A 23,564-nucleotide genomic window follows, 5' to 3' on the forward strand; every position below is an offset into this window, starting at 1 on the left:
CATGAAAAAAATATCGTGTCATCAAGGTGTGGCGCTTATTACGGTTATGCTAGTAGTAGCTCTTGCTGCAATACTTGCTACACAAATGACAGCAAAACTACAGCTTCAGTTACAACGTAGCGCAAACATAGAAGCGAATCAGCAAGCTTATTGGTTAGCCATGGGCGCCGAAGCTTTTGCAAAGCGTGTACTTATAATGTCGTTTGATGGCGACGAAAACGTGACTCACTTAGGCCAATTATGGGCTCAAGGTGAAAACACCTACCCAGTAGATTATGGTGAAATAACCGGTGAGATCATTGATCTGCAATCGTGCTTTAATTTAAATGCTTTACGCCATTCAGGTAATAAAGGGATATCGCCTTCACCTACAAATAATGGTAATGCTAATAATTTACCTGCTGAAGCACTTGAAAGATTAATACTTAATATTGGTATTGAGAATGTAAGTAGTTTTGAAGCCAAAGATATGGTGTCTGCCTTAACTGATTGGGTAGACGATAATGGCATAGTCACAAATAGCGGTGGTGCTGAAGACAGCGAATATTCATCAAAAGAGTATCCTTATTTGCCTGCAAATAATTTTTTAGGTAGTTTTAACGAGTTACGTGTTGTTGAGCATTTTACTTTAGAGGCCATTGAAGCACTAAAGCCTTATGTATGCGTAATACCAAATTCTGATCTTCATAAAATTAATGTAAATACTATAAGCGCAGATCATATTGAAATATTAATGGCCCTATTTGATATCAGTGAGAGTGAAGCTGAAGAAATTATTTCAAGTAGGGGGGAAGAAGGTTATCAAAAAATTGAAGATGTTTTTGTATCGCCTCAATTAACAAAACGTAAATTAACTCAGGAACAAAAAGATCAGCTGGTTGTTGATAGCGAATACTTTAAATTAAAAACCAAAACAACCTTTAACGATAGTTATTTCTTTTTAAACAGTATTATGAAAGTTGAAAAAAATAATCAAATTAATATTATTAGCCGCACCATAGGACGTGACTAATGTCAGAAACTCTTTTTATTCGACTGGGCAGCCAAGAGCATGAGCCCATTCAATGGTTGATATGGTCGGATCAACAACACGAAGTGATTGCCAGCGGTGATTTAAATCACGCTAGCGACCTTACACATTTAACTGAAAAAGCAGAACAACGTAAAGTTATTGGTTTTGTTCCTGCGAGCGCAATTGCTTTAAAGCGCTTAAAGGTGCCAGGTAAATCAACACGAGCTATTCAAGCCGCTACTCCTTACATGCTTGAAGATGATCTTGCGCAAGATGTTGAATCGCTATTTTTTGCTTATGGTAATGTCAGCAAAGATAAAGATGATAATAATTGTTTTACAGCCGCAGTCGACCGCGAACAACTTATACGTTGGACAACATGGTTAAGCCAAGCCAATATTAAATGTAAAACCTTAATTCCTGACGTACTCGCTATGCCATTTATTGAAGGCAAGTGGAGTGCTATTACGCTAAACAACCAAATATTGCTTAGACAAGGAATATGGCAAGGTTTAGTGGTTGAAGCCAACGTGTGGGCACTTATAAGCCAGCAATGGATTAATACCAATACAACAGAGTTAGAGGCAAGCGAATTAGAGGAAGTTATTGATGCGAACGAAGAGCAAACAAACTTATCGATTAACGCTTATGCGACTTTACCTGAAACCTTAAATATTACTGTTAACGCTATGCCAGAAGAGCTTCCACTAGCTTTGCTTGCTCAGCATGTAGATACAAAATTAATTAATTTACTACAAGGCGAATTTCAAGTTAAAGACAAACGTTCGGCTAACTACAGTACTTGGCTGTGGGTAGCAGGAATTGCGGCGATTGCTTTAGTAACAAACGTTGCTTTAAAAGGTGCTGAGTTAATTAAGCTAAATAATCAAACTACAGCAATAGAAAAAGAAATTATACAGGTATATAAAGAGGCATTTCCTCAAACCAAAAAAGTGCGTATCTCAACTATTAAATCTCAACTCAGTCGTAAATTATCTGAAGTAGGTGGTTCTGCATCGTCTCAAGGTGATTTCTTAACTATGCTCAATAAAGTACAGCCAGCATTTAATGAAGTAACCGTATTAAAGCCTGAATCGATGAAGTTTGATGCAAAAAGAAATGAATTAAGAATTCAAGCCGTATCAACTAATTATCAATCATTTGAAAAGTTTAAACTTGCCTTAGAAAAACAAAAATTAACTGTTTCTCAAGGTGCGCAGAATAATTTAGATGATCAAGTAACTGGTTCATTTACTATTTCTGCTAAAGGGAGTCGATAATGAAAGAACGTTGGTTACAACTTAATGTTCGCGAGCAACGATTAGTTATCGCGATGGCAAGTGTTGTTATCTTTTTTATTCTATACAGCGCTATTTGGGCCCCTTTAAATAAAAATATTGATTTAGCCACCAAAAAAGTAGAACGACAACAAAAATTATTGCTTTTAGTGCAAGAAGGTACAGCTAAATATAAGAGTGCAGTCGGCGCAGGAAAATCAAATAGTCGAAATGCTAGTTTATCGAGTGTCGTCAATCAAACAGCAGGGCGTAATCAAATTACAATTGCTCGCATGCAACCACAAGGTGACGATTTACAAGTATGGATTGATGAAGTTCCTTTTAACAGCTTACTTACATGGTTAGAAAAACTTTCAATTAAGGAAGGTGTAACCGTTAAGTCTATTGATATTACTCATGCCAATAAGGCCGGTGTTGTTAAAGTGAGACGATTGCAATTAGGAAGAAGTTAATGAAAAAATGGTTTATAGGTATCGTAGCATTTATTTTTGCTTACCTATTTTTTATGGTGTCGCAAACGCCTGCGCAGTGGATTGTTAATCAAGTATCATTGCCTAAAAATATTGTATTACAAGGGGTTAAGGGCTCTATTTGGCAAGGAAGTATCAATCGTATTATTGTAGATGGCTATAGTATTAATAACGTAAATATTGAAGTTAGCTTACTTTCACTATTAATGTTTAATCCAAGTGTTGATACAACTTTTGGTGGCGCTTTAGTTGATGGTCCTGAAGGTAAAGCAAGGCTAAGTCATCTATTAGGTGATATTGAAGTTAGTGATGGACATGTATTAGTTGCCGCGAATGATATTGCTCAGCAGTTAACATTGCCGATTCCATTAACCGCACAAAAATTTATTGATGTTAACATTGAAACTTTTGTTATGGGCAAGCCACTTTGTCAGCAACTAACTGGCACAGTTACCTGGGATACCGCAGGTATAAAAGCATTAGATGAAAAAATTAATTTTGGTACGTTAAGAGGTAAGCTTGAATGTGAAAAAGGTATCGCTAAATTTACCTTTGATCCTAAAAATAACTTAGGCTTAACTTTTAGCGCCTATATTCATTCACCTGAACGTATTTCGGGTAGTGGTTATGTAGAGCCAGGTAGTAAGTTTCCTACGGTACTTAATGAGGCTTTACCTTTCCTTGGTGCACCAGATAATAGAGGTCGCTATAAGCTTAACTTTTAGTTGTTAGGTTTATTCAAAAACGGATGTGCTTTTATATCATGTAAAAGTACATCGTAGTTTGTTATTGCAGGAAACTCAGTGATCACATTTTCAGGTTGTTTGCTATCAGGATTAGCGACCGCCAATAAATGCTCAATACCATATTGTTGGGCTGATTTTAATATAGGTAAACTATCGTCAACAAACAAAGTGTTACTTAATTCAAAGCCCTCTTTAGCTTGTAACCTTTGCCATAATAATTGAGACTCTTTGGTTACACCAAACTCGTGAGTTGAATATAAGGTATTAAAGTACTTATCTAATTGAGTACGTTCAATTTTTAACGCTAAGCTATCGGGGTGGGCATTAGTTACAAGTACTACGTTTCTGCCGGTTTCTTTTAAAGCGACCAAAAAGTGATGAGCGTCCCCACGTAATTTTATAAGGTGTTGAACTTCTTTTTTTAAGTCAGTAATAGCTAATTGTGTTTGTTCAGCCCAGTAGTCTAAGCAATACCAATCGATTGTTCCTGCAACTTTTTTATAATGACGGGTTAATTTATGCTTAGCTTCGTCTATACTTATTTGAGCCGATTCGCTATATCTAAGCGGTAAATGGTGAAGCCAAAAATGATTGTCAAAATGTAGATCGAGTATAGTGCCGTCCATATCCAGTAAAACAGTTGAAATATTTGACCAATCAAGCATAGATTTTTTCCTAATAACCCGTTTATTATAGGATTATATATAAAGTTATCATGCTATTCTAAATGAATTAGCGCTATCGAGTAAGGTACTTATTACAATGGGAAAAAAGCTCCCCACTATTGATGACCGAAAACTGGTCGCGAAAAGTCGATTATTTTCAATTGAGCAATTAGATCTTACCTTTAGTAATGGTGTAAAAAGACAGTACGAACGCATGCAGGGGGCTGGTAGAGGTGCTGTTATGATAGTTGCTATGCAAGATGAAGATACCGTATTGTTGGTACGCGAATATTGTGCTGGTACACATACTTACGAACTTGGTTTTCCTAAGGGGTTGATTGATCCAGGTGAAAGCCCTGAAATAGCAGCCAACAGAGAACTAAAAGAAGAAATTGGTTTTGGTAGTGACCATCTTACCGAAATAAAAAAAGTTGCAATGGCACCCGGTTTTTTTGCAGCAAGCATGAACATTTTTATCGCCACTAACCTTTATAAAGAGCGCTTAGAAGGTGATGAACCAGAAGAACTTGACGTAGTACCTTGGAAACTCAGTGAATATAAGTCGTTACTTGCTCAGCCAGATTTTAACGAGGCACGAAGCATTGCAGCCCTTATGTTAGTAAAAGATTATTTAAGTGGATCTCATGAATAACGAAGAACTTCTTTCTATTGCAATAGAAAGCGCTAAAAAAGCAGGTGTAGAAGTAACTAAACATTACCAAAACGGAGATTACACCTCTGAGATTAAGGAAGATAATAGCCCTGTAACTAGTGCTGATATAGCCGCTAACGATGTGTTAATGGCTGAGTTAAAAAAGCGTACGCCTAATATTCCTATTATTTCTGAAGAAATAGGCGCGTTAACTCTTGAGCAACGTAGTCAGTGGACACAATATTGGCTGTTAGATCCTATTGATGGCACAGGAGAATTTATTTTAGCCAGTGGCGACTTTGCCGTAAATGTTGCTTTAGTTGAAAATGGTTGGCCAAGTATTGGTGTTATACATGCGCCGGATCATAATATGACCTACTACGCACAAAGTGGTTTAGGCGCGTTTAAAGAAACATCGGAAGGAACCACTAAAATTCAGGTGGCTGAATACGATGATAACCGTCCGATAAAGGTTGCCGTTAGCCGAAGACAAAAGTTAAATTTAATGGGGCAATACCTTAATAATGAATTTGACTACGAATATGTGCCATTAGGGAGTTGTTCGTTAAAAAATGCATTAATAGCGGAGGGTTTAGCTGATTGCTATTTACGTATTGGTCCTACAGGTGAATGGGATACAGGCGCAAGCCATTGTATTTTAGAGCAAGCGGGTGGGTCAATTATCGACAGTGAATTTATTCCTTTAAGTTACAATAAGCGAGATAGCTTACTTAATCCTGACTTTATGTCATTAGGCTCTGCTGATATCCCTTGGGATAAAATAGTAAAACCTCACTCAGCTCGTCGCGATTAATCGAATTAGCTTTTCTACAAAAAGAAGAGCTATTCTAACTCTTCTTTTTCTTCTTCAAATTGATCTGCTGGTATTATATTCACGGTTTCATGCAGTTCAGAATACACTAAAACTGCAGTACCTAACGTTAACTGTTTGCGTACTTGTTCTACTTTTTCTTCTATAGAAACATCTTCAGCGCCGTACTCTGTACCTTCTCGTAAAACAAACTCTTTAATAATGCTAAATAATGTTTCTGAATTTAAGTCGTTAAAGGGAATAATCATAAATAGTCCTGTAAAAATTGTGGAACTCTAGTTTCTAGCCAATATACAGGCTTTAAACTTTTGTCAGTTATATTAGTGGAAAGAAAACCAACATGTCCGCCATGAGTTGAAATTTCAAATGTTATGTTTTCAGGTAAATAATCAATATGGGTAATATGTTCGTGAGATAAAAAAGGATCGTCTTCTGCGTGAATAATTAAACAAGGTTGAGCTATCTTATTGAGTACGTTAATGCCACTCGACTCACTGTAGTAATGTTCTGCGCTGGTAAAGTTATTTAATGGGGCTGTTACGCTATTATCAAAGTCACGCATGGTTTTTAGCTGCTTTAGCGCGTTTAACGAAATATCTTGAATGAGACCCAACTTTATTTTTTCTTTGGTACTCTGTTTTAACATATCAATTAAATACTTCTGATATATTTTAGAGGAACCACTATTAATTTTAGCGCTGCAACTCGCTAAATGTAGTGGTGCACAAATAACGGTAGCGCAAGCGTAAGGAGAGTTTTTAGCTTCAGCTAAATATTTTGTTAATACGTTACCCCCTAATGAATAACCGATAATGGCTAATTTACATTGCTGATAACGTGTTTTAAGTTGCTGGGTAAAGTAGTGGATATCGTAGGTATAGCCTGAGTGGTATGAGTGTGCTAGTCGGTTAGGTTTACCACTACAGCCACGAAAGTGAATTAACACCGCGATCCAACCTTGTTGTTTAATTGCCTTAAACATACTTTTTATATAATGGCTATTTTTTGAACCTTGTAAACCATGTAATAAAACAATAATAGGCTTAGTGTTATTGGCCTGTGGTATTTCTGTCCATGCTAAATCAACAAAATCGCCATCAGGTAACTCAAGCACTTCATTAATACTAGGGATAATTTCATTACGATTAAGGAATTTAGCTAACATGGTTTGTACATGAGGGTTTGATAACCATTTAGCAGGTTTGAAGTCACTCGATTGAAACATGAAATAACACGGGTTGAACAAGGTTGGGTTATTGTAATGAAAAACAGCTGGGAAAACTGTAATTAGTTTTATGAACTGTAAAAGGAATGAGTTGAATCAATAAGTTTGAAGTTATTTAATCTAAGGAGAGTCAGTCAAACTCTCCTTAATGTATTAACACGTTATTTATGATTTGTTTATTGTGTAAGGTCGTTAGTGTTAAGTTATCCATTATCATGAATTTTTTTCATAAAATAGAAAACATAAAATCCACAAATACCAAATAAAATGAGTAAACCAACCAGTGAATATACAGCGACAGGGTCACTCAATAATAGGCTGAAAACGTTCATAAGAACCTCTCGTTAGTTAAAAGCTTAAACACATTTTAACTAACTCAACTGGTTTATATGATGATGTAGATCAATAGTTTTTTACTTATTAATAAGCTTTTTGATTAGCTATTTTAGCTTTGATTTCTTGTCGTTTAACGATTTGTGTACGTATACGAACAGCCTCTTCTCTCACTTCTTTAATGGTGTCTGAACCTAAGTTACGTTCGTCCATTTCTAAGCTTTTTTTCGCTAAAGCATAACCATTTTTGTATGCAATAATATTCCAAAGGTAAGATTTTTCATTACTTTTAGGTACACCTTTACCTTCAAAATACATTAATGCTAGGTTGAATTGAGCTAAAGCATAATTTTGGTCTGCGGCTTTTTGATACCAGCGAGAAGCTTTTAAGTAATCATGGCTTACACCTTCACCGTTGTAATACATAACGCCTAAATTAAACTGTGCTCTGGCTAAACCTTTATTAGCGGCTTTTTCCGTTAATGTAAATGCAGTTTTTAAATCTTTGGTTACACCTTCACCAGCCGAATACATAAGAGCAAGGCTAAATAGTGCATCAGGGTAGTTTTGCGATGCAGCTAAAGAGAATAATTCAAATGCTTTAGTTACGCTTTTTTGAACGCCGTAACCGTTTTGGTAAATTAATGCCATTTGATATTGAGCCGGCGAATAACCTTCTTTAACAAGGGGTTCAAACTCTTTTATCGCTGCTTTAAATTCCCCGCGGTTTAATTGAAAAATTCCTAACTCTAAATCGCCATCATAACTAAAAGCTGAAAAACTGGTGGCTAAACTGAAAAAGAAACATAGTAGTGAACGCGTTTTCATTATTTACTCCTTATTCATCTGTATATGTTGATATACAATAAATAGTTAAATGAACCAATTGTGTTTTATAATATATAAATATTTTTACGTATTAATTACAGTGTAGCAACAATATTGACATTAATCTTGCGACATTTTTAACTTGTTTATTCAGACATAATAGCTTCAATTTGTTCTTCTAAGTCAAGCCATTGCATTTCGTTTTCTTCAATTTCAGATTTTAAATGAGCTTGTTTTTTAATAAGCTCATTTAAACGCGCTTTGTGCTCTGCTTGGTAAATATCGGGGTCGGCTAATATGGCCTCAACTTCGTCTAATTCTGCCTGAAATTGCGTAACCTTTTTTTCAAATTTATCCGCTTGTTTTTTGAGTGGTGCTGCTTTTTTTCTTAGTTCAGCTTGTTCTCTGCGTTGCTGTTTTTTATCAACGCTTGAATCGTTATCACTGTTACCTGTGTTTGTTTTAGCATTTTTAAGGGTGAGCTTTTTCTCGTCGTTTAGCCACTGTTGGTAATCATCAATATCACCATCAAAATCTTGCACAGCATTATTGGCAACGATATAAAATTCGTCAACACACGACTCAAGTAAGTACCTGTCATGAGCAATTAATATAATAGCGCCGTCAAAGTCTTGCAGAGCAAGCACTAAGGCTTGGCGCATTTCTAAATCTAAATGGTTGGTGGGTTCATCAAGTAATAGTAACTGTGGCTTTTCTAATACGATAAGCGCTAACACTAAGCGTGCTTTTTCGCCACCCGACATTGTACCAACAGAATCTAAGGCTTGGTCGCCACTAAAACCAAAACGACCTAAAAACGAGCGAGCTTCTAATAATGTTTTTTCAGGTTTAGCACGTAATATGTGATCAATTGCTGAGCTAGCCATATGTAATTGTTCAAGCTGATGCTGCGAAAAATAACCGACTTTAAGTTCTTGTGCGCAGTAACGTTCGCCTTGCATTAGCGCAAGTTCGCCTGCTAAAGATTTGATTAACGTTGATTTACCTGCACCGTTTCGCCCTAATAATCCTATGCGGCTACCGGGTACTAGCGTCATGTTTACTGAGCTTAAAATAATGGTTTCTTGATTATAACCACAGTCACTATCTGTTAATGAAAGTAACGGGTAAGGCAAGCTATCAGGCTTTTCGAAGCTAAACGTAAATTGGCTGTCTACATGTGCTGGCGCTAAATCAGGTAGTTTTTGTAATCGTTTTAAACGACTTTGCGCTTGTTTGGCTTTACTGGCTTTTGCTCTAAAACGGTCAACAAACGAGGTGAGATGAGCCACTTCTTTTTGTTGTTTCTGGAATTGCGCATCTTGCTGAGCTAAATGTTCAGCGCGTTGTCTTTCAAAAGCAGTGTAGTTACCTGCGTATAACTTAGCTTGTTTGTGCTCTATGTGAAGAATTTGGCCGATAACATCATCAAGAAAATCACGATCATGAGAAATAAGCACTAAAGTGCCAGTAAAACGTTTTAGCCACCGCTGTAACCAAATAACCGCGTCTAAGTCTAAATGGTTAGTGGGTTCATCAAGTAATAACAGATCCGCGCGGCTGATCAAGGCTTGTGCTAAGTTTAGACGCATTCGCCAACCACCTGAAAAGGCTTTTACTGGGTTTGCCAGTTGTGGCTGTAAAAAACCTAAACCGTGTAATAACTCCCCAGCTCTTGCAGGTAAACTATAACCGTTAATGGTATCTATTTGATTAATAATGGTAGCTTCAAGTGCACCGTTATCGTCTGCTCGTGCTTGTTCTAATTTTGCTTCAAGTTGACGAAATTCCTTATCGCCGTCCATTACATAATCAAGGGCAGACTGTTCTAACGCGGGCGTGTCTTGTTTTACGGTAGCTATACTCCAACTACTTGGCATAGATAAATCGCCAGTATCCGGTTGAAGATCGCCAAGCAATGCTGCAAATAAAGAAGATTTACCACATCCATTCGCACCAACTAATCCTACTTTATGATTAGGATGAATAGTAAAGCTAGACCCTGCAATGAGGTTTTTTGTACCTCGGTCTAAGCCTAAATCGTTGGCAGTAATCAATGTATTATTCCTTCTTTAAAGTTAAGATGGGTATTGTCGCTTTTCCTATAGGTGTTATTCAAGGTAAAATACGTGTCTTGAATAAACTTAATTTAATAAAAGAGTTTCTATTTTGAAAAAACGTTTTATTGCGGGTGCAATTTGTCCAAAGTGTAAAGCTATGGACACCTTGTCTTTAACGAAAGAACAAGGTGTTGAAAAAGTAACGTGTGTTACTTGTGGCGAAACCATGACACAACCAGAAGAGCAAGTTGCCAAAGAAGTTAGACCTTATGAACAGGTTATAGGTGTGTTCAAGCAAGATTAAGCCCTGCTAATAATGAGGTGGCGGTGGCTCAATGTCTTGTTCGCTTGATTGTTGAGGCGTAGACGAGTCTTTAATACGAGCAGCAATTAAGGTTAATTGGTGCTGTAATTCTGCTATTTGAGATTGATGAACGGTTATCTCGTCATTAAGTTGTTCAATGACGTCGTCTTGAAAAGCGTTACGTGATTCTAATGCTTCAATACGTTGTTCTAAATTTGTTTCAGGCATAATTATTTTATTTGCCACAATTCGGCATATCCAGAAGAGCTTTCAGTAATAATGTGGCTATTATCCCGAAAAGCAACGCTGTAAACAACCGCGCCGGCAGGTCTAATGTCATCTCTTGGCGTTACATGCCAACTTTCTTTACGTTTACCAGTTTTTATATCCCATAAACTAACCTTACGCGAAGGTGCTCCGGTGAGTAATTGAGTGCCGTCGTCAGAAAACTGAATGGAGCTAAATACTTCTTGTCTGTTGGTATATTGTAATTGACTGATAAGCTTCCCTGTTTTTAAATCCCAAATATTAGCGTCTTTTTTACTGTCGGCAGTAAAGGCATATCTACCTTTAGGATCTAAAGCCACTTTGGTGACTCTGCTTGGGTGATTAAAACGATAAATAACTTGGCCCGATAAAGTGTCCCATACATAAGCAACAAAATCGTTCGCACCCGAAAGTGCTATTCTGCCATTGGGTAACATATCAACAGAGTTTACTTTTTCTGTGTGACCTAAAAATTCTAATCGTCTACCTGAATCAATCGTTACGTGTAAAACTGTACCGTTAGTTTTTCCTACAAGTACGTGTTCACCGTTATTAGATAGGGCGATATCTCTTATGGTCGAGTCTCGTACCTGCCAATACCCTTCAGACTGACCATTAGTTATATTCCATAAAGCAAAGTTTTTGCTGCTGGCAGTTAATACATAGCGATTGTCGTTTGAAATATCGATAGCCAGCACTAAATTGTCGGCACTGTCTTGTTGTTGCGACCAGTTAAACTTTAATGCGTTTTTTTCTAAGTCCCACAAACTAATACCATGATGAATAGAAGATACCACGCTATATTGACCATTATTTGAAATATTTGCCGCATAAGCGCCTTTAACGGAATGTTGCCAACGTTCAATAGGTGTACTTGAATTTGGTTGGCAAGCACTCAATATCATTATCAATATTGTGGGTAGATACCATCTGTTACATTTATACAAAATATTAATACTTTTCACTGTCGGTATTTATCGTTAGTATAAGCCGCAATGATTAACAATACATAACTAAAAACGTTGTCTTAGCGGATATATTCCTACTGGGCAAGCATATGGAGAAATAAATGAGATTTTTTAAACCGACTTTAGTCGCTGTTGCACTTGTTGCTGTAATGGGCTGTCAAGAAAAGGCACCTGTAGAAAAAGAATTAGTACTTGATACTGATGTACAAAAACAAGCATACAGCTTAGGCGCTTCAATTGGTATGTATATGGATCGTAACCTTGAAGAACAAACTAAAATGGGCGTTACGTTAGACCAAGACATTATCTTAAAAGGTTTTACTGATAGCTTAGCGGGTAAATCTCAAATAGAAAAAGAAGAAATTCAAACCATTTTAATGGGTTTAGATCAGCAAATGAAAGCTAAGCAGCAAGAACTTGCAACTAAAGAAGCTGAAGCAAGCAAAGCTGAAGGTGTGGCTTACTTAGAAGCTAACGCTAAAAAAGAAGGCGTAATGGTTACTGAATCAGGTATTCAATACAGTGTAATCACTGAAGGTGAAGGCGATAAGCCAGCAGCTACAGATACCGTTAAAGTTCATTACAAAGGTACTTTAATTAATGGCGAACAGTTTGACAGTTCATACGACCGTGGCGAACCTGCTGTATTCCCATTAAACCGTGTAATTCCAGGTTGGACTGAAGGCGTACAATTAATGCCTGTAGGTTCTAAATATAAATTTACTATTCCTTCTGACCTAGCATACGGACCAGCGGGTAGTCCTCCACGTATTCCGGGTAACTCAGTATTAGAATTTGAAATTGAATTATTAGAAATTCAAAAAGCAGAAGCTCCAGCGCAAGTAGGCGAGTAATTCAGTAGTGTAAACATAATGTTTTAATATTATGTTTTACAATAAAAAACGAGCTTTAATAGCTCGTTTTTTTGTGCGCTTTTACTTATTTTATACCAAACGCATTAATCACATGCTTTATTGATATTTAGTTTATTGAAGCACTTTGTAAAAGACTGTCTTCTAATTCAAAACGTTGCTCTAAATGTTTACCTAAAAGTGATAAATTATCGTCAAACGCATTTAGGTGTTCTTCTATAATGGTTTCGGCGTATTTATCGTTAAACTGTAAGGCTAAATCAGTTGATACAAGTATTTTAGGGTAAATCTCATGTAAATAAGGAGTGCTGTCGTAAGCGGAATACTGATACGCGCTTATTATTTTTTCAAAAATATCAAAATGGCCTGCTGAAATGTAGTCCATTAATATTTGACAAAAATGTTTAATGTAAAAATTTTGTGGTAACGCACCCTCATTTTGTTCATTAGGAGTAAGTCCAGCGAGGTCACAATATGCTATTAATACTTTATGTCTTTCTAATAGCCAGTTATTAATTGTTTGCTCATTTAGCTCCAAAACGTGATTAATAATCTCTGTTTTAATTTGCATACTTCGTCCTTAACTATTGCCATAGAAAAGTAAGCATTGTTCACGTTGTTTAAAAAAGCAACAAAATAACACCTGATCAGATGAGTGAACAGAGGTGTTATATTAACTATAAAGACTGCTCTAATACATTAGCTAAACGAGCAGAGGCCTGTAACATTCTATTTTCTAATATTATTTTGTGATTCTTTTGATAATTACTCGGTAACTTTGTAATGCCTTTTGTTGTAGCTATACAATAGTTTTTTTCATCTATAGTGCAATATAAAACACTGGGTAAACGAGTAATCGTTAATGATTCAGTTGCCCATGTGTAAACAGAATCTTTTTGCCATGTAGTAATAGGCGACTTTTCCCATTGGTTAGACAAGTTATTGTGTAAGCGCGTAAATAGCGCTGCATTATTCGTTTTTGATTTTGGATACAGCAAACATTCATCCCATAACCAATGCATGTTATTACATTTAGCATGTTCGATTGATATTTTAGTGCGATTACCGCCCATATCACTCGCAAAGTTAACATGCATTGGCTGATGAATATCGCCAAGCCAATGGCCTAAAAACATCATTGCCTGTAGCTTTTTCCATGAGGTAGGTAATTCTTTTAATTGTTTTTTGTGCAGTGTAACGGCTGAAGTAACACAGTTTTTTTGGCAGGTTTGAGGGGTAACCTTGGTTTGATTTCGGGCTACATTCACGTAATGCCATTTTTTGTATTTGTCGTAAGATTTGTCTTTTTTAATCGCATCAGCCCAAGTACACGTGTCTGCAAATGAAATAGCAGAACTTGCACTTTTATAATTGTATTTATTAATGAGCTTTTGATCTTGCTTGGGTAACTCTTTTAATAAGATATTTACTTTATTTTGTGTACTAGGCGATAAATGATCGAAAGCCACCTGACAAATAACTTTATGGCCAACTTTACCTAACGCAAAAGCCTGCTGAGTAAATAATAAGAAAAAACTTAATACCAGTATTACAGGTAAATTGATTTTTGAACGAACTTGCATGGGTAACATTCCTTTATGGATTTTATCGCTAAGTGGCTAATTAACTCAATATTAAATATTACAAGAAAACCGTTAGCTTACGTAGACAAAATTTATATCGTACGTAATATAGCTAAAGTTAACCTTTATCATGAACTAAACTTTACAAAGTGAATAACTTGGCTGCTGCTTCTATACTAGAACCTTTAACTACTGAATTTGCGAAATTGAACTCTTCAATTATCGCTGGTCCTGTTGTACGACATTGTGATGTATCGCAACTTAACTTTTGGCTGGTAACCACGCAAGCTTACGATTTTACGTTTAAGCTGTATCGCAGTAATAATGGAGAAAAGTTAAAAAATGTTGATAGCGTAAGTGAACACTCACACCTGTTTTTATTTGAGACTAAACTAAGCGTTTCAAAAATAGATTCATCTAAAACAGAATCAACGAGTCCAAATACCAATAAAAAAGTAAATACTAGCCAGTTACAACAAATCCAAATAGGTGAATCAGCATTTATTAATTTAATTACTATAGTGGCTGAAGATTATTGTTCTGAAGGTGCTTTTCCAGAAAACACTTTATTATCGTACGACATTATAACTTCAGCACATAACGGTAAAACAGAAAGTATTACCGAGTTATCTCATTTGCTATACCCAGATAAAAAGTTGCCTAACTTGGTTATTAAGCCAAACATTGAAAACCTTTTACATGGTTCTTGTAGAAAACCCCATTACAAAAGTGAAGACGGTTTAAAACAAGTTGATTGTGTTTTACAAACGTCTGACGTTGATAATAGACCTTCAATGCTCATTATGTCGGGCGATCAAATCTATGCAGACGATGTCGCTGGGCCAACACTTAACGCGATTCATCAAGTTATCGACATGTTAGGTTTGTACAACGAAGAGTTTGAGTTAGATGCCGAGCTAAATAAGAGCCAAGTAACCAATAGCCAATCATTATTTAAACATCAGCATTGTTATTATCAACGACAACACCTTTTACCCACACATACGCAGCGCACGCTTTTTGGTGACAAAACACAGGCCATTTTTACCTCAGTACATGTAAATAATCATTTAATGACCTTGTCAGAAGTTATGGCGATGTATTTATTAACATGGTCACCAGAACTGTGGGAAAAAGTAAAATTAGCCACACCGCCGCCTAATTTATCGCAAGCATTACAAGCGGTTTATAAAAAAGAGCTTGAGGTGATCACAGATTTTCATCAAGGGCTATACGAAGTAAGAAGGGCAATGGCGCACGTACCCGTTTACATGATATTTGATGATCACGATATTACTGACGATTGGAATTTAACGCGTGGCTGGGAAGAGGCCGCTTACACCAACCCATTTGCTAAACAAATTATTGGAAACGCCCTTATCGGCTACTGGTTATGCCAAGGTTGGGGCAACGCACCTAATAAATTTACAGACTTAGTTACAAATCAAACTCAATACTTTAGCTCTAAAAAACGTGAGCATAAAGCCGAATTAATAGACGTTTTATTTGATTTTGAACAGTGGAACTACAACTTAAACACCACACCTAAAATTGTAGTGTTAGACACACGCACACAACGCTGGCGATCAGAAAGTAATGAGAATAAACCATCAGGATTAATGGATTGGGAAACGCTGTCAGACTTTCAGCAAGAACTTATAAAAGAACCGAGTGTTATTGTAGTGTCTCCTGCTCCTATTTACGGCGTAAAGCTTATTGAAACCATACAACGTATATTTACCTTATGCGGCAAGCCACTAGCGGTTGATGCCGAAAACTGGATGGCACACTCAGGTACCGCCAATGTAATATTAAACATATTCAGAAACCCTAAAACACCACCTAAGTTTATTATTTTATCAGGCGATGTACATTATTCATTTGTATACGAAGTAACTCACCGATTCAGAAAAAATAGCGCCAAAATAATACAAGTAACCTGCAGCGGTATTAAAAATACTTTTCCTGAGGCTTTACTAACCGTATTAGAAAAATTAAACAAAGTACTGTATTCAACCTACTCGCCCCTTAACTGGTTTACCAAACGTAGACGCATGAAAATACGGGTACGAAAACCAAACACTGAAACTAATAGGCATTTATTTAACGGCAGTGGTATTGGGGTATTAAGATTGAATAAGGAAAATGACGAAGTGATAACAGAGTTTATCACTTCGCAAGGTAGAACTATCGAGTTTATCGAATACGACTCAGATGAAGATTAGCGGCTAAACAAAGCTTAACCTATCTTTTTTTACCTCGTTTAATGCCTGACAACAACTCATCGCTTAATACTCCTTCACGATTCACTGTTAACGGGATAAAACCACTTGGGTCGATTGTAGTCGCTAAGTTGTATTTTATTTCTTGTTGATGATGCTCGCTAAAATAAGCCAGTAACTGTAGTAAATCAAACAAACCGACATTGGCACTTAACGCAACCGCTGTTTCACTATTGGCTTTTAATAAAGGCACCGAATTAGACGAACCCGCCATCACCTTTTTATCTGCCACTGTTAAGTTAAACATCACGTCATCAATTGCTAAATCAAAACTGTTAGGGTTAGTTACTAATAACTTCAACGTAAAGTATTGAGAAAACCCTTTTGTTTTAGATGGTTCAATACTCAGCAAGCTCACTTCAGGCGTTTTAATGGGGTTAATGCTGGCGCAACTGGTAAGCAAAATACAAAATAAAGCGAAAAACATACTCCATGTACGCATTATATAATTCCTTAAGGTAGTAAATAGTGTGTTAATCAAAAAGCTAATGTAGCACGCAGCCTTTTTAAATTCGAGAATAAGTGTTGGGGGAGAGAGATTAATAGAGGTGATTACATTCTTAGTATAAGCGTGGGGGCTTTTGTGTTGAAGTGCACAATAAGTTGTAAAGTTAAGTTTGTGATTAAAAATCTAATTGTAGTCGTCATGTTTACAGTATCGACATGAGACGAAGACGTGTTGATGTTTCTTGTTTTTATAAACATGAGGTCAATAAATAAGAGGGTGATTAAAGGTAATTTTAGATTTTTATCAAATTATGTGGGAGCTATTACTGTTATTTGAATGATTGCTACGTAAATCCAATTAACATATTACAAAGTCAGCTTTAACATTAGCGTTGAAAAAGGTTAGATAATGGTGATGTTTTTTGTGCAATGTTGAGGTTAAATTGAACTTTTTATTGTGAGTTAGTTCTTACTAATAAGTAGGCAATTTTACGTGTCATTTTTTAGAGGGAATTGAATTTTTATTAATGCTTAGTTGTTCTATATCTTATCAAACATTTACAGCACCATTTATTTTTAACGTTTAAAAATAAATGGTTACAAATAAAAAGGCCTTACCAAAGGTAAGGCCATAAATGCTCGCTGTATTGGCTTGTAAATCAAGCTTCTTATTATTGATACTACTTTATTATTGTTATTATTTGTTACTATTTATTGTTGTTATTCGTTAGCACGGGACAATTTATAGCAAAGGGATCTAGGCTATGCAACAACTTTAATAGAGTATATACACCACGACTATTTTCGTACATTAGTATGTTTTTTATTCGTTAAATTATTGTTAATTAATTAATTGCAATAATTACAGCCGTTTAATAAAAAACCAGTTAGGTCAATAACGTAAATTATGATTTGTTTTTATTGTGAATATAGAAGAAAAAAAATTGTAGTGTTAGAATATTAGCACTTAATAATAGAGACTTTCTTTGATGACTGAATTACAAAATGACAATTATTTACGTGCCTTATTACGCCAACCAGTAGATTACACTCCTGTATGGATGATGAGGCAAGCTGGACGCTATTTACCTGAATACAGAGAAGTGCGTAAAGGTGCTGGTGATTTTATGTCGGTTTGTCGTAATGCTGAGTTAGCATGTGAAGTAACTATTCAACCTCTTCGTAGATTTAAATTAGATGCGGCTATTTTATTTAGTGATATTTTAACTATTCCTGATGCTATGGGGTTAGGTTTATATTTTGAAACAGGCGAAGGTCCTAAATTTGAACGTCCAATTACTTGTAGAGCCGATATAGAAAAAATTGGTATACCTGATCCTGAAGATGAATTAGGTTATGTAATGAATGCTGTGCGTACTATTAGAAAAGAATTAAATGGCAGTGTGCCGTTAATTGGCTTTTCGGGTAGCCCATGGACATTAGCAACTTATATGATTGAAGGTGGAAGTTCTAAAGCTTTTACTAAAATCAAAAAAATGATGTTTTCAGATCCACAATCATTACACCTATTATTAGACAAGTTAGCTGATTCTGTTATTAGTTATTTGAATGCTCAAATTGCTGCGGGTGCTCAATCTGTAATGGTATTTGACACGTGGGGCGGTGTGTTGTCTCCTCGTGATTATAAAGATTTTTCTTTACAGTATATGGCTAAAATTGTTGATGGTTTAACGCGTCATGCTGACGGTCGACAAGTTCCTGTTACATTATTTACTAAAAATGGCGGTATGTGGTTAGAAGATATTGCCGCTACAGGTTGTGATGGCGTTGGTTTAGATTGGACTATTGATATTGAATCAGCGAAAGCGAGAATAGGCGATAAGGTTGCTTTACAAGGTAATATGGATCCTTCAATGCTTTATGCTCCGGTTGAGCGTATTGAGGAAGAAGTTGCTAAGATTTTAGCTGGCTTTGGTAATGGTGGTACAGGTCATGTATTTAATTTAGGGCATGGTATACACCCAGATGTAAACCCTGAACATGCGGGTCACTTTATTGAGTCGGTTCATCGTTTAAGTAAGCCTTACCATAAGTAAGCTGATGTAAAATTATTTAATAACACAATTTATTTCTATGTTGTTGTGTGAAACAAAAAAGGAGCCGAGGCTCCTTTTTTAATGTTTGCAGTTTTAGGTACTAACCGCAACTAACTTTATTAACGGATCATCAAGTATAAGCTTGAGTTACCTCTAATAATGTTTAAAGCAAATACGCTATCTTGTTTTTTCAGAATAGCTCTCAGCTCTGCAATGTTGGTAATGCGCATACGGTTAACACCAATAATCATGTCACCTGAACGTAATCCGGCAATAGCCGCAGGGCTGTTTTTCTCAACTTCTGCAATGTCTACACCTTTACCGTTATTGCTGTTTTCTAATTCAGCACCTTCAAGCATACGGTGAATACTTTCAGCTTCAACATTGGCGGTTTCAGACTTTTTAAGGGTAACTTTGTAGGTTTTCTCTTTACCATCTTTACGTACTACGGTAATTTTTACTTTTTTACCTGCGCCGATAGAACCAATCTTTCCTCGTAATTCGCTAAACGATTTAACCATTTGGCCGTTTACTTTAGTAATAACATCGCCGGCTTTAATGCCTGCTTCTTCAGCAGCTGAACCTGGAGTTACTTGCTCAACAAAACCACCTTGGTTGGTTTCTAGCTCCATTGCTTTGGCAATATCGCTGGTTACACTTCTACCTTGCACACCTAACATGCCACGGCGAACTTCACCAAATTCAATTATTTGGCTTACTAGGTTGTTAACCATTGAGCTAGGAATGGCAAAACCAATACCTACGTTACCACCACTTGGACCTAAAATAGCGGTGTTAATACCAATCAGTTCGCCTCTAAGGTTGACTAATGCGCCACCCGAGTTACCACTGTTGATTGCCGCATCAGTTTGAATGAAGTCTTCATAGTTTTCGCTATTTAACCCTGTGCGACCTAATGCACTTACAATACCTGATGTAACAGTTTGACCAAGTCCGAATGGACTACCTATCGCTATGGCAAAGTCACCTACGCGTAAGTTGTCTGAGTTGGCTAATTTGATTTCGGTTAAGTCTTCGTGATCTATTTGTAGTAGGGCGATATCACTGTATTCATCGCTACCAATCTTTTTTGCTTCTAATTGACGGCCATCTTTTAATGTAACAATAATTTCGTCAGCTTCTGAAATTACGTGATTGTTAGTTACTATATAGCCTTCGCTTGCATCAATGATTACGCCAGAACCTAAACCTCTAAATTCTTGTTCTTGTTGCGGAGCGCCTCTACCTCCGGGTTTACCAAAAAAGAATTTGAATGCTTCAGGTACGTTGTTTTTTACCTCGTGAGTGCCTTTAACTGAAATGAGTACAACAGCAGGGGTTACCTTTTCTAACATGGGAGAAAGGCTAGGTAATGCTTCACCGCTTACTGCAAAAGGTAAATTAGCATTTACCGGTAATGTGGTTAACGCAAGAGAACTTGAAAGCAAAGCAGTACTAATAATAAGAGAAAGTTTTTTCATATAGTGAATAGCTCCTAAAATATTTAAACGAAATATAAAATAAAAATATGTAGAGTCAGAGTTAGTATTATCTAACTAAGTTCCTTTTTATTCTGTTCAGGATTTGTAACACTTTGTGTTTGGTCTTTAAATAAACCACTTGGATTACCTGAGTAATCAAGTGGTGCTTCGGTGATTGCTACGTCGTTTTTACGGTCAGATTCTTTATGTCTTAATTGTACGGTTTGTGCTAATTGTTCTTGTGTTTCTTGTGAGAAAAAAGGCATAGCAGAAGACTCTTCTGGTGTGGCTTCTTGTAATAGTTTTGTGCTTTGTGCCATTTGAACCATAGCGTCTTTACATGTTGAGTGCATTTGCTCAAGTAACTTGGCTGAACTTTCAAGATGCTCAGCTACGTTGGCTTTATATTGTTCTAAGGCTTGTTCGCTTTGGTTTACTTTGTTACTTAATTCTTTGTTCTCTTGTGAAGTGTTGCTCATGGTTTTATTTAAAATAAATCCTAGTAGTGCGCCACCAATAAAAATTGCTAAACCGATTATAACTGTCATACAAAAACTACCTTAGATAAATGAAATGAAAATTTAAACGTTACTCTCATCACGAAAGTTGTGAGATTAGTTTAAAATTATTGTTTTGCCTTGTTATACTGATCTTTCTTTATATATTGAATATGTTTACTAAAAATTAATTTTCAAGCATTTTTAGTTAAAAATGTGTCTTAAAAGCAATATTAGTAATTATGAATGGCCATTGTATGATAAAAAGCTCCCCGATAGAAAAATATAACGCAGATTTAAAGCAAGAAGGATTTCAATATGATGCTGCACAAGAACATGCGGTAAATTGCTTACAAAGGTTATTTGAAGACTTACAAAATAAGCCCATTCCTGTTTCTGGTTTTAAAAAAGTACTAAGTGGTTGGAAAAAAACGTATAGCAAACAAAAACCAGTAACGATTAAAGGCTTATATTTTTGGGGTGGTGTAGGTCGTGGTAAAACTTATTTAGTTGATACTTTTTATGATTGCCTACCTTTTAACAATAAAATGCGAGTGCATTTTCATCGCTTTATGCATCGTGTGCATGAAGAATTAAAAACACTTCATGGCCAATCAGACCCTCTTAAAATTATTGCAGAACGTTTTTCAAAAGAAACCTGTATTATTTGTTTTGATGAGTTTTTTGTTTCAGACATTACTGATGCCATGATTTTAGGTACTTTATTTGAAGAACTTTTTGCAAGAAAGGTTACTTTAGTTGCGACATCTAACATTGTACCTGACGATCTGTATCGAAATGGTTTACAACGAGCCCGATTTATCCCTGCGATTAATTTAATTAACGAACATTGTGAAATTGTGAATGTTGATAGCGGTGTTGATTATCGTTTAAGAACGTTAGAACAAGCTGAAATTTATCATTGCCCATTAGATGAACAGGCGAGTAGTAATTTAAATACCTATTTCAATCAACTTTCTGTAGAAAAAGGTACGAGTGATAAAACCATTGTAATTAATAATCGAGACTTACTTGCTGTTCAAGAATCGAAAGGTGTTGTGCATTTTGAGTTTTCTGTTTTATGTGAAAGTGCACGTAGCCAAGGTGACTATATGGAAATTAGTAAGCTATACCATACCGTATTAATGGCTAATGTTACACAAATGACAACAGATCACGACGATACCACTAGGCGTTTTATTGCACTTGTAGATGAGTTTTACGAACGAAACGTTAAACTGATAATTTCTGCTGAAGTTACTTTAGAAGAGCTATATAGTGGCGAGCGATTAAGCTTTGAATTCAAACGTTGTTTGAGTCGATTACAAGAGATGCAGTCTCATACTTATCTTGCGAGTGAACATATTCCGTAATTTGTACTAAAGTTTAAAAATTAACCTTTTTATTCTTGAAAAACTTCTGTATAATCCGCGCTCCCTGCGTTACAAAGGCCTGGTGTTTTTGAATATCAGGCACGGACTCGATACTCGAAGGGGTACAGCGTAGTCTTTTAACCAGTGATTGAGTTAATTGATCACTATTTAAAGTAACATTTATATAATTGGGTTTCTTAATGAAAACTTTTGTAGCTAAACCAGAAAGCGTTGAACGCGAATGGTTCTTAGTGGACGCCGAAGATAAAACTTTAGGTCGTATCGCTACTGAAATTGCTAGCCGTTTACGCGGAAAGCACAAAGCAGAATATACTCCTCATGTTGACACTGGCGATTACATCGTTGTTATCAATGCTGAGAAAGTACGTGTAACAGGTAACAAAGCGAAAGGTAAAATTTACTACTCGCATACTGAATATGTTGGTGGCTTAAAGCAAATTAGCTTTGAAAAGTTAATTGAAAAAGCTCCTGAGCGTGTTATCGAATTAGCGGTTAAAGGCATGTTACCTAAAGGTCCTTTAGGTCGTGAAATGTATCGCAAGCTAAAAGTGTATGCGGGTGCTGAGCACAAACATACTGCACAACAACCACAACTTTTGGAGCTTTAAGCAATGGCTGATAATCAATATTACGGTACTGGTCGTCGCAAGAGCTCAACTGCTCGTGTGTTTATGAAAGCTGGTAACGGTGCAATTACAATTAACAAGCGTGACATTTCTGTTTACTTTGGTCGTGAAACGGCTCGTATGGTTGTTCGTCAACCATTAGAATTAGTAGAAATGCTTGAGAAGTTTGACTTCAATATCTCTGTTGTAGGCGGTGGTATTTCTGGTCAAGCGGGCGCAATTCGTCACGGTATTACTCGTGCATTAATGGAGTTCGATGAAACTTTACGTGGTGAATTACGTAAAGCTGGTTTCGTTACTCGTGATGCTCGTAAAGTTGAACGTAAGAAAGTTGGTTTACACAAGGCTCGTAAAAAGCCACAATTTTCAAAACGTTAATATTTACCTATACGTTATATTCAAAAAACCAGCTTATGCTGGTTTTTTTATGTCTGATTTTCAGCTTTTATTTAAAGTTGTGATTTCTCATCGTAGTACTTCTTATTTTTTTCGATAGTTCATCAAAATAGACTAGGCTAGTAATTGGAGTCGGTTAAATACGAATATTAATGTGTATTAATTTAATAAATTTAGTCTTTTTTTATACAGATTGGTCTGTTTTTTTGAGGCAATAAATCATCAATACATCCTGATTGAGAATCATTCTCAACTATGGTCTGTTTTAA

General features: G+C 36.2%; 26 protein-coding genes. 13 read left to right on the top strand and 13 right to left on the bottom strand.

The features are described 5' to 3' along the window. Position 1: 1 nt before the first annotated feature. From gspK to B0X80_RS17230, 4 genes are read left to right on the top strand one after another with little or no spacing between them, the layout of a single operon-like run. Complete coding sequence (gspK, locus tag B0X80_RS17215; protein WP_077342552.1) at positions 2-1,012, top strand: type II secretion system minor pseudopilin GspK; 1,011 nt, start codon at positions 2-4, stop codon at positions 1,010-1,012. Then, on the top strand, positions 1,012-2,292 hold the full coding sequence (gene gspL, locus B0X80_RS17220; RefSeq protein WP_077342554.1) for a type II secretion system protein GspL: 1,281 nt from the start codon (positions 1,012-1,014) through the stop codon (positions 2,290-2,292). Before gspK ends, gspL begins: the two co-directional genes overlap by 1 nt. Then, entirely contained in the window at positions 2,292-2,762 is a 471-nt protein-coding gene (gene gspM, locus B0X80_RS17225) for a type II secretion system protein GspM (RefSeq protein ID WP_077342556.1), read from the top strand. Before gspL ends, gspM begins: the two co-directional genes overlap by 1 nt. Next, positions 2,762-3,505: a type II secretion system protein N gene (locus B0X80_RS17230; RefSeq protein WP_077342558.1), complete on the top strand. Its 744-nt coding sequence runs from the start codon at positions 2,762-2,764 to the stop codon at positions 3,503-3,505. The genes gspM and B0X80_RS17230 overlap by 1 nt, the downstream gene beginning before the upstream one ends. Here the strand turns inward: B0X80_RS17230 and yrfG are convergent. Further along, positions 3,502-4,191, bottom strand: coding sequence for a GMP/IMP nucleotidase (yrfG, locus tag B0X80_RS17235; protein ID WP_077342560.1), 690 nt, complete (start codon positions 4,189-4,191; stop codon positions 3,502-3,504). The two genes, B0X80_RS17230 and yrfG, sit on opposite strands and share 4 nt — an antisense overlap. A gap of 97 nt (positions 4,192-4,288) precedes the next feature. Here yrfG and nudE point away from each other — a divergent pair, with 97 nt between their 5' ends. Both nudE and cysQ read left to right on the top strand, forming a co-directional pair. Further along, a complete protein-coding gene (gene nudE / locus B0X80_RS17240; protein WP_077342562.1) occupies positions 4,289-4,843 on the top strand; it encodes an ADP compounds hydrolase NudE in 555 nt (184 codons plus the stop codon). Then, entirely contained in the window at positions 4,836-5,657 is an 822-nt protein-coding gene (gene cysQ, locus B0X80_RS17245) for a 3'(2'),5'-bisphosphate nucleotidase CysQ (RefSeq protein WP_077342564.1), read from the top strand. Before nudE ends, cysQ begins: the two co-directional genes overlap by 8 nt. Before the next feature lie 29 nt (positions 5,658-5,686). Here cysQ and B0X80_RS17250 read toward each other — a convergent pair whose 3' ends face one another. From B0X80_RS17250 to B0X80_RS17270, 5 genes are all read right to left on the bottom strand, one after another. Then, positions 5,687-5,923, bottom strand: coding sequence for a YheU family protein (locus tag B0X80_RS17250; RefSeq protein ID WP_077342566.1), 237 nt, complete (start codon positions 5,921-5,923; stop codon positions 5,687-5,689). Further along, positions 5,920-6,900, bottom strand: a complete 981-nt coding sequence (locus tag B0X80_RS17255) for a hydrolase (protein ID WP_077342568.1) — start codon at positions 6,898-6,900, stop codon at positions 5,920-5,922. Before B0X80_RS17255 ends, B0X80_RS17250 begins: the two co-directional genes overlap by 4 nt. Before the next feature lie 203 nt (positions 6,901-7,103). Continuing rightward, the gene (locus B0X80_RS20660; RefSeq protein ID WP_076417271.1) at positions 7,104-7,232 is read right to left on the bottom strand and encodes a DUF3149 domain-containing protein; all 129 of its coding nucleotides are present in this window, start codon (positions 7,230-7,232) and stop codon (positions 7,104-7,106) included. Between the two features lie 88 nt (positions 7,233-7,320). Next, positions 7,321-8,061 carry a tetratricopeptide repeat protein gene (locus B0X80_RS17265; RefSeq protein ID WP_077342570.1) on the bottom strand — a complete coding sequence of 247 codons (741 nt, stop codon included), beginning with the start codon at positions 8,059-8,061 and terminating at the stop codon, positions 7,321-7,323. A gap of 146 nt (positions 8,062-8,207) precedes the next feature. After that, positions 8,208-10,118, bottom strand: a complete 1,911-nt coding sequence (locus B0X80_RS17270) for an ATP-binding cassette domain-containing protein (protein WP_076417269.1) — start codon at positions 10,116-10,118, stop codon at positions 8,208-8,210. A gap of 112 nt (positions 10,119-10,230) precedes the next feature. On the opposite strand from B0X80_RS17270, the gene B0X80_RS17275 reads away from it, so the two are divergent. Then, the gene (locus B0X80_RS17275; protein WP_281253028.1) at positions 10,231-10,425 is read left to right on the top strand and encodes a YheV family putative zinc ribbon protein; all 195 of its coding nucleotides are present in this window, start codon (positions 10,231-10,233) and stop codon (positions 10,423-10,425) included. Between the two features lie 6 nt (positions 10,426-10,431). Here B0X80_RS17275 and B0X80_RS17280 read toward each other — a convergent pair whose 3' ends face one another. Next, positions 10,432-10,671 (bottom strand): SlyX family protein, encoded by a 240-nt coding sequence (locus B0X80_RS17280; protein WP_245825486.1) that lies wholly within the window; start codon positions 10,669-10,671, stop codon positions 10,432-10,434. Then, positions 10,656-11,597, bottom strand: coding sequence for a WD40 repeat domain-containing protein (locus tag B0X80_RS17285; RefSeq protein ID WP_077342572.1), 942 nt, complete (start codon positions 11,595-11,597; stop codon positions 10,656-10,658). The genes B0X80_RS17280 and B0X80_RS17285 overlap by 16 nt, the downstream gene beginning before the upstream one ends. Before the next feature lie 164 nt (positions 11,598-11,761). Here B0X80_RS17285 and fkpA point away from each other — a divergent pair, with 164 nt between their 5' ends. Next, positions 11,762-12,514 (top strand): FKBP-type peptidyl-prolyl cis-trans isomerase, encoded by a 753-nt coding sequence (gene fkpA / locus B0X80_RS17290; protein ID WP_076417265.1) that lies wholly within the window; start codon positions 11,762-11,764, stop codon positions 12,512-12,514. 127 nt (positions 12,515-12,641) lie between these two features. Here the strand turns inward: fkpA and rsd are convergent, their stop codons facing one another. Together rsd and B0X80_RS17300 are read right to left on the bottom strand one after the other, a co-directional pair. Further along, positions 12,642-13,103, bottom strand: a complete 462-nt coding sequence (gene rsd, locus B0X80_RS17295; protein WP_077342574.1) for a sigma D regulator — start codon at positions 13,101-13,103, stop codon at positions 12,642-12,644. Between the two features lie 106 nt (positions 13,104-13,209). Continuing rightward, positions 13,210-14,115: a S1/P1 nuclease gene (locus B0X80_RS17300; RefSeq protein WP_175623975.1), complete on the bottom strand. Its 906-nt coding sequence runs from the start codon at positions 14,113-14,115 to the stop codon at positions 13,210-13,212. Between the two features lie 158 nt (positions 14,116-14,273). On the opposite strand from B0X80_RS17300, the gene B0X80_RS17305 reads away from it, so the two are divergent. Beyond that, positions 14,274-16,340 carry an alkaline phosphatase D family protein gene (locus tag B0X80_RS17305; RefSeq protein ID WP_089024908.1) on the top strand — a complete coding sequence of 689 codons (2,067 nt, stop codon included), beginning with the start codon at positions 14,274-14,276 and terminating at the stop codon, positions 16,338-16,340. 19 nt (positions 16,341-16,359) lie between these two features. Here B0X80_RS17305 and B0X80_RS17310 read toward each other — a convergent pair whose 3' ends face one another. Next, positions 16,360-16,839, bottom strand: coding sequence for an LEA/WHy family protein (locus tag B0X80_RS17310; protein WP_077342578.1), 480 nt, complete (start codon positions 16,837-16,839; stop codon positions 16,360-16,362). Positions 16,840-17,833: 994 nt separating this feature from the next. On the opposite strand from B0X80_RS17310, the gene hemE reads away from it, so the two are divergent. After that, positions 17,834-18,901 carry a uroporphyrinogen decarboxylase gene (hemE, locus tag B0X80_RS17315; protein ID WP_077342580.1) on the top strand — a complete coding sequence of 356 codons (1,068 nt, stop codon included), beginning with the start codon at positions 17,834-17,836 and terminating at the stop codon, positions 18,899-18,901. 119 nt (positions 18,902-19,020) lie between these two features. Here the strand turns inward: hemE and B0X80_RS17320 are convergent, their stop codons facing one another. Next, positions 19,021-20,382 (bottom strand): Do family serine endopeptidase, encoded by a 1,362-nt coding sequence (locus B0X80_RS17320; protein WP_077342582.1) that lies wholly within the window; start codon positions 20,380-20,382, stop codon positions 19,021-19,023. Between the two features lie 71 nt (positions 20,383-20,453). After that, a complete protein-coding gene (locus B0X80_RS17325; protein WP_077342584.1) occupies positions 20,454-20,930 on the bottom strand; it encodes a Z-ring associated ZapG family protein in 477 nt (158 codons plus the stop codon). 206 nt (positions 20,931-21,136) lie between these two features. Between B0X80_RS17325 and zapE the strand changes: the two genes are divergently transcribed. From zapE to rpsI, 3 genes are all read left to right on the top strand, one after another. After that, complete coding sequence (zapE, locus tag B0X80_RS17330) at positions 21,137-22,252, top strand: cell division protein ZapE (protein WP_077342586.1); 1,116 nt, start codon at positions 21,137-21,139, stop codon at positions 22,250-22,252. A gap of 200 nt (positions 22,253-22,452) precedes the next feature. Further along, complete coding sequence (gene rplM / locus B0X80_RS17335) at positions 22,453-22,881, top strand: 50S ribosomal protein L13 (RefSeq protein ID WP_076417257.1); 429 nt, start codon at positions 22,453-22,455, stop codon at positions 22,879-22,881. A 3-nt stretch (positions 22,882-22,884) separates the two neighbouring features. Next, positions 22,885-23,277, top strand: coding sequence for a 30S ribosomal protein S9 (gene rpsI, locus B0X80_RS17340; RefSeq protein ID WP_077342589.1), 393 nt, complete (start codon positions 22,885-22,887; stop codon positions 23,275-23,277). Positions 23,278-23,564 lie beyond the last annotated feature (287 nt).

The organism is Pseudocolwellia agarivorans, from assembly GCF_002000085.1.
GTDB classification, from domain to species: Bacteria; Pseudomonadota; Gammaproteobacteria; order Enterobacterales; family Alteromonadaceae; genus Pseudocolwellia; species Pseudocolwellia agarivorans.

Bases quoted from the DNA above. Each gene is read 5' to 3' on its own strand.
- gspK (WP_077342552.1), top strand. From the start codon at position 2: ATGAAAAAAATATCGTGTCATCAAGGTGTGGCGCTTATTACGGTTATG.
- gspL (WP_077342554.1), top strand. From the start codon at position 1,012: ATGTCAGAAACTCTTTTTATTCGACTGGGCAGCCAAGAGCATGAGCCC.
- gspM (WP_077342556.1), top strand. From the start codon at position 2,292: ATGAAAGAACGTTGGTTACAACTTAATGTTCGCGAGCAACGATTAGTT.
- B0X80_RS17230 (WP_077342558.1), top strand. From the start codon at position 2,762: ATGAAAAAATGGTTTATAGGTATCGTAGCATTTATTTTTGCTTACCTA.
- yrfG (WP_077342560.1), bottom strand. From the start codon at position 4,191: ATGCTTGATTGGTCAAATATTTCAACTGTTTTACTGGATATGGACGGC.
- nudE (WP_077342562.1), top strand. From the start codon at position 4,289: ATGGGAAAAAAGCTCCCCACTATTGATGACCGAAAACTGGTCGCGAAA.
- cysQ (WP_077342564.1), top strand. From the start codon at position 4,836: ATGAATAACGAAGAACTTCTTTCTATTGCAATAGAAAGCGCTAAAAAA.
- B0X80_RS17250 (WP_077342566.1), bottom strand. From the start codon at position 5,923: ATGATTATTCCCTTTAACGACTTAAATTCAGAAACATTATTTAGCATT.
- B0X80_RS17255 (WP_077342568.1), bottom strand. From the start codon at position 6,900: ATGTTTCAATCGAGTGACTTCAAACCTGCTAAATGGTTATCAAACCCT.
- B0X80_RS20660 (WP_076417271.1), bottom strand. From the start codon at position 7,232: ATGAACGTTTTCAGCCTATTATTGAGTGACCCTGTCGCTGTATATTCA.
- B0X80_RS17265 (WP_077342570.1), bottom strand. From the start codon at position 8,061: ATGAAAACGCGTTCACTACTATGTTTCTTTTTCAGTTTAGCCACCAGT.
- B0X80_RS17285 (WP_077342572.1), bottom strand. From the start codon at position 11,597: ATGATATTGAGTGCTTGCCAACCAAATTCAAGTACACCTATTGAACGT.
- fkpA (WP_076417265.1), top strand. From the start codon at position 11,762: ATGAGATTTTTTAAACCGACTTTAGTCGCTGTTGCACTTGTTGCTGTA.
- rsd (WP_077342574.1), bottom strand. From the start codon at position 13,103: ATGCAAATTAAAACAGAGATTATTAATCACGTTTTGGAGCTAAATGAG.
- B0X80_RS17300 (WP_175623975.1), bottom strand. From the start codon at position 14,115: ATGCAAGTTCGTTCAAAAATCAATTTACCTGTAATACTGGTATTAAGT.
- B0X80_RS17310 (WP_077342578.1), bottom strand. From the start codon at position 16,839: ATGCGTACATGGAGTATGTTTTTCGCTTTATTTTGTATTTTGCTTACC.
- hemE (WP_077342580.1), top strand. From the start codon at position 17,834: ATGACTGAATTACAAAATGACAATTATTTACGTGCCTTATTACGCCAA.
- B0X80_RS17320 (WP_077342582.1), bottom strand. From the start codon at position 20,382: ATGAAAAAACTTTCTCTTATTATTAGTACTGCTTTGCTTTCAAGTTCT.
- B0X80_RS17325 (WP_077342584.1), bottom strand. From the start codon at position 20,930: ATGACAGTTATAATCGGTTTAGCAATTTTTATTGGTGGCGCACTACTA.
- zapE (WP_077342586.1), top strand. From the start codon at position 21,137: ATGATAAAAAGCTCCCCGATAGAAAAATATAACGCAGATTTAAAGCAA.
- rplM (WP_076417257.1), top strand. From the start codon at position 22,453: ATGAAAACTTTTGTAGCTAAACCAGAAAGCGTTGAACGCGAATGGTTC.
- rpsI (WP_077342589.1), top strand. From the start codon at position 22,885: ATGGCTGATAATCAATATTACGGTACTGGTCGTCGCAAGAGCTCAACT.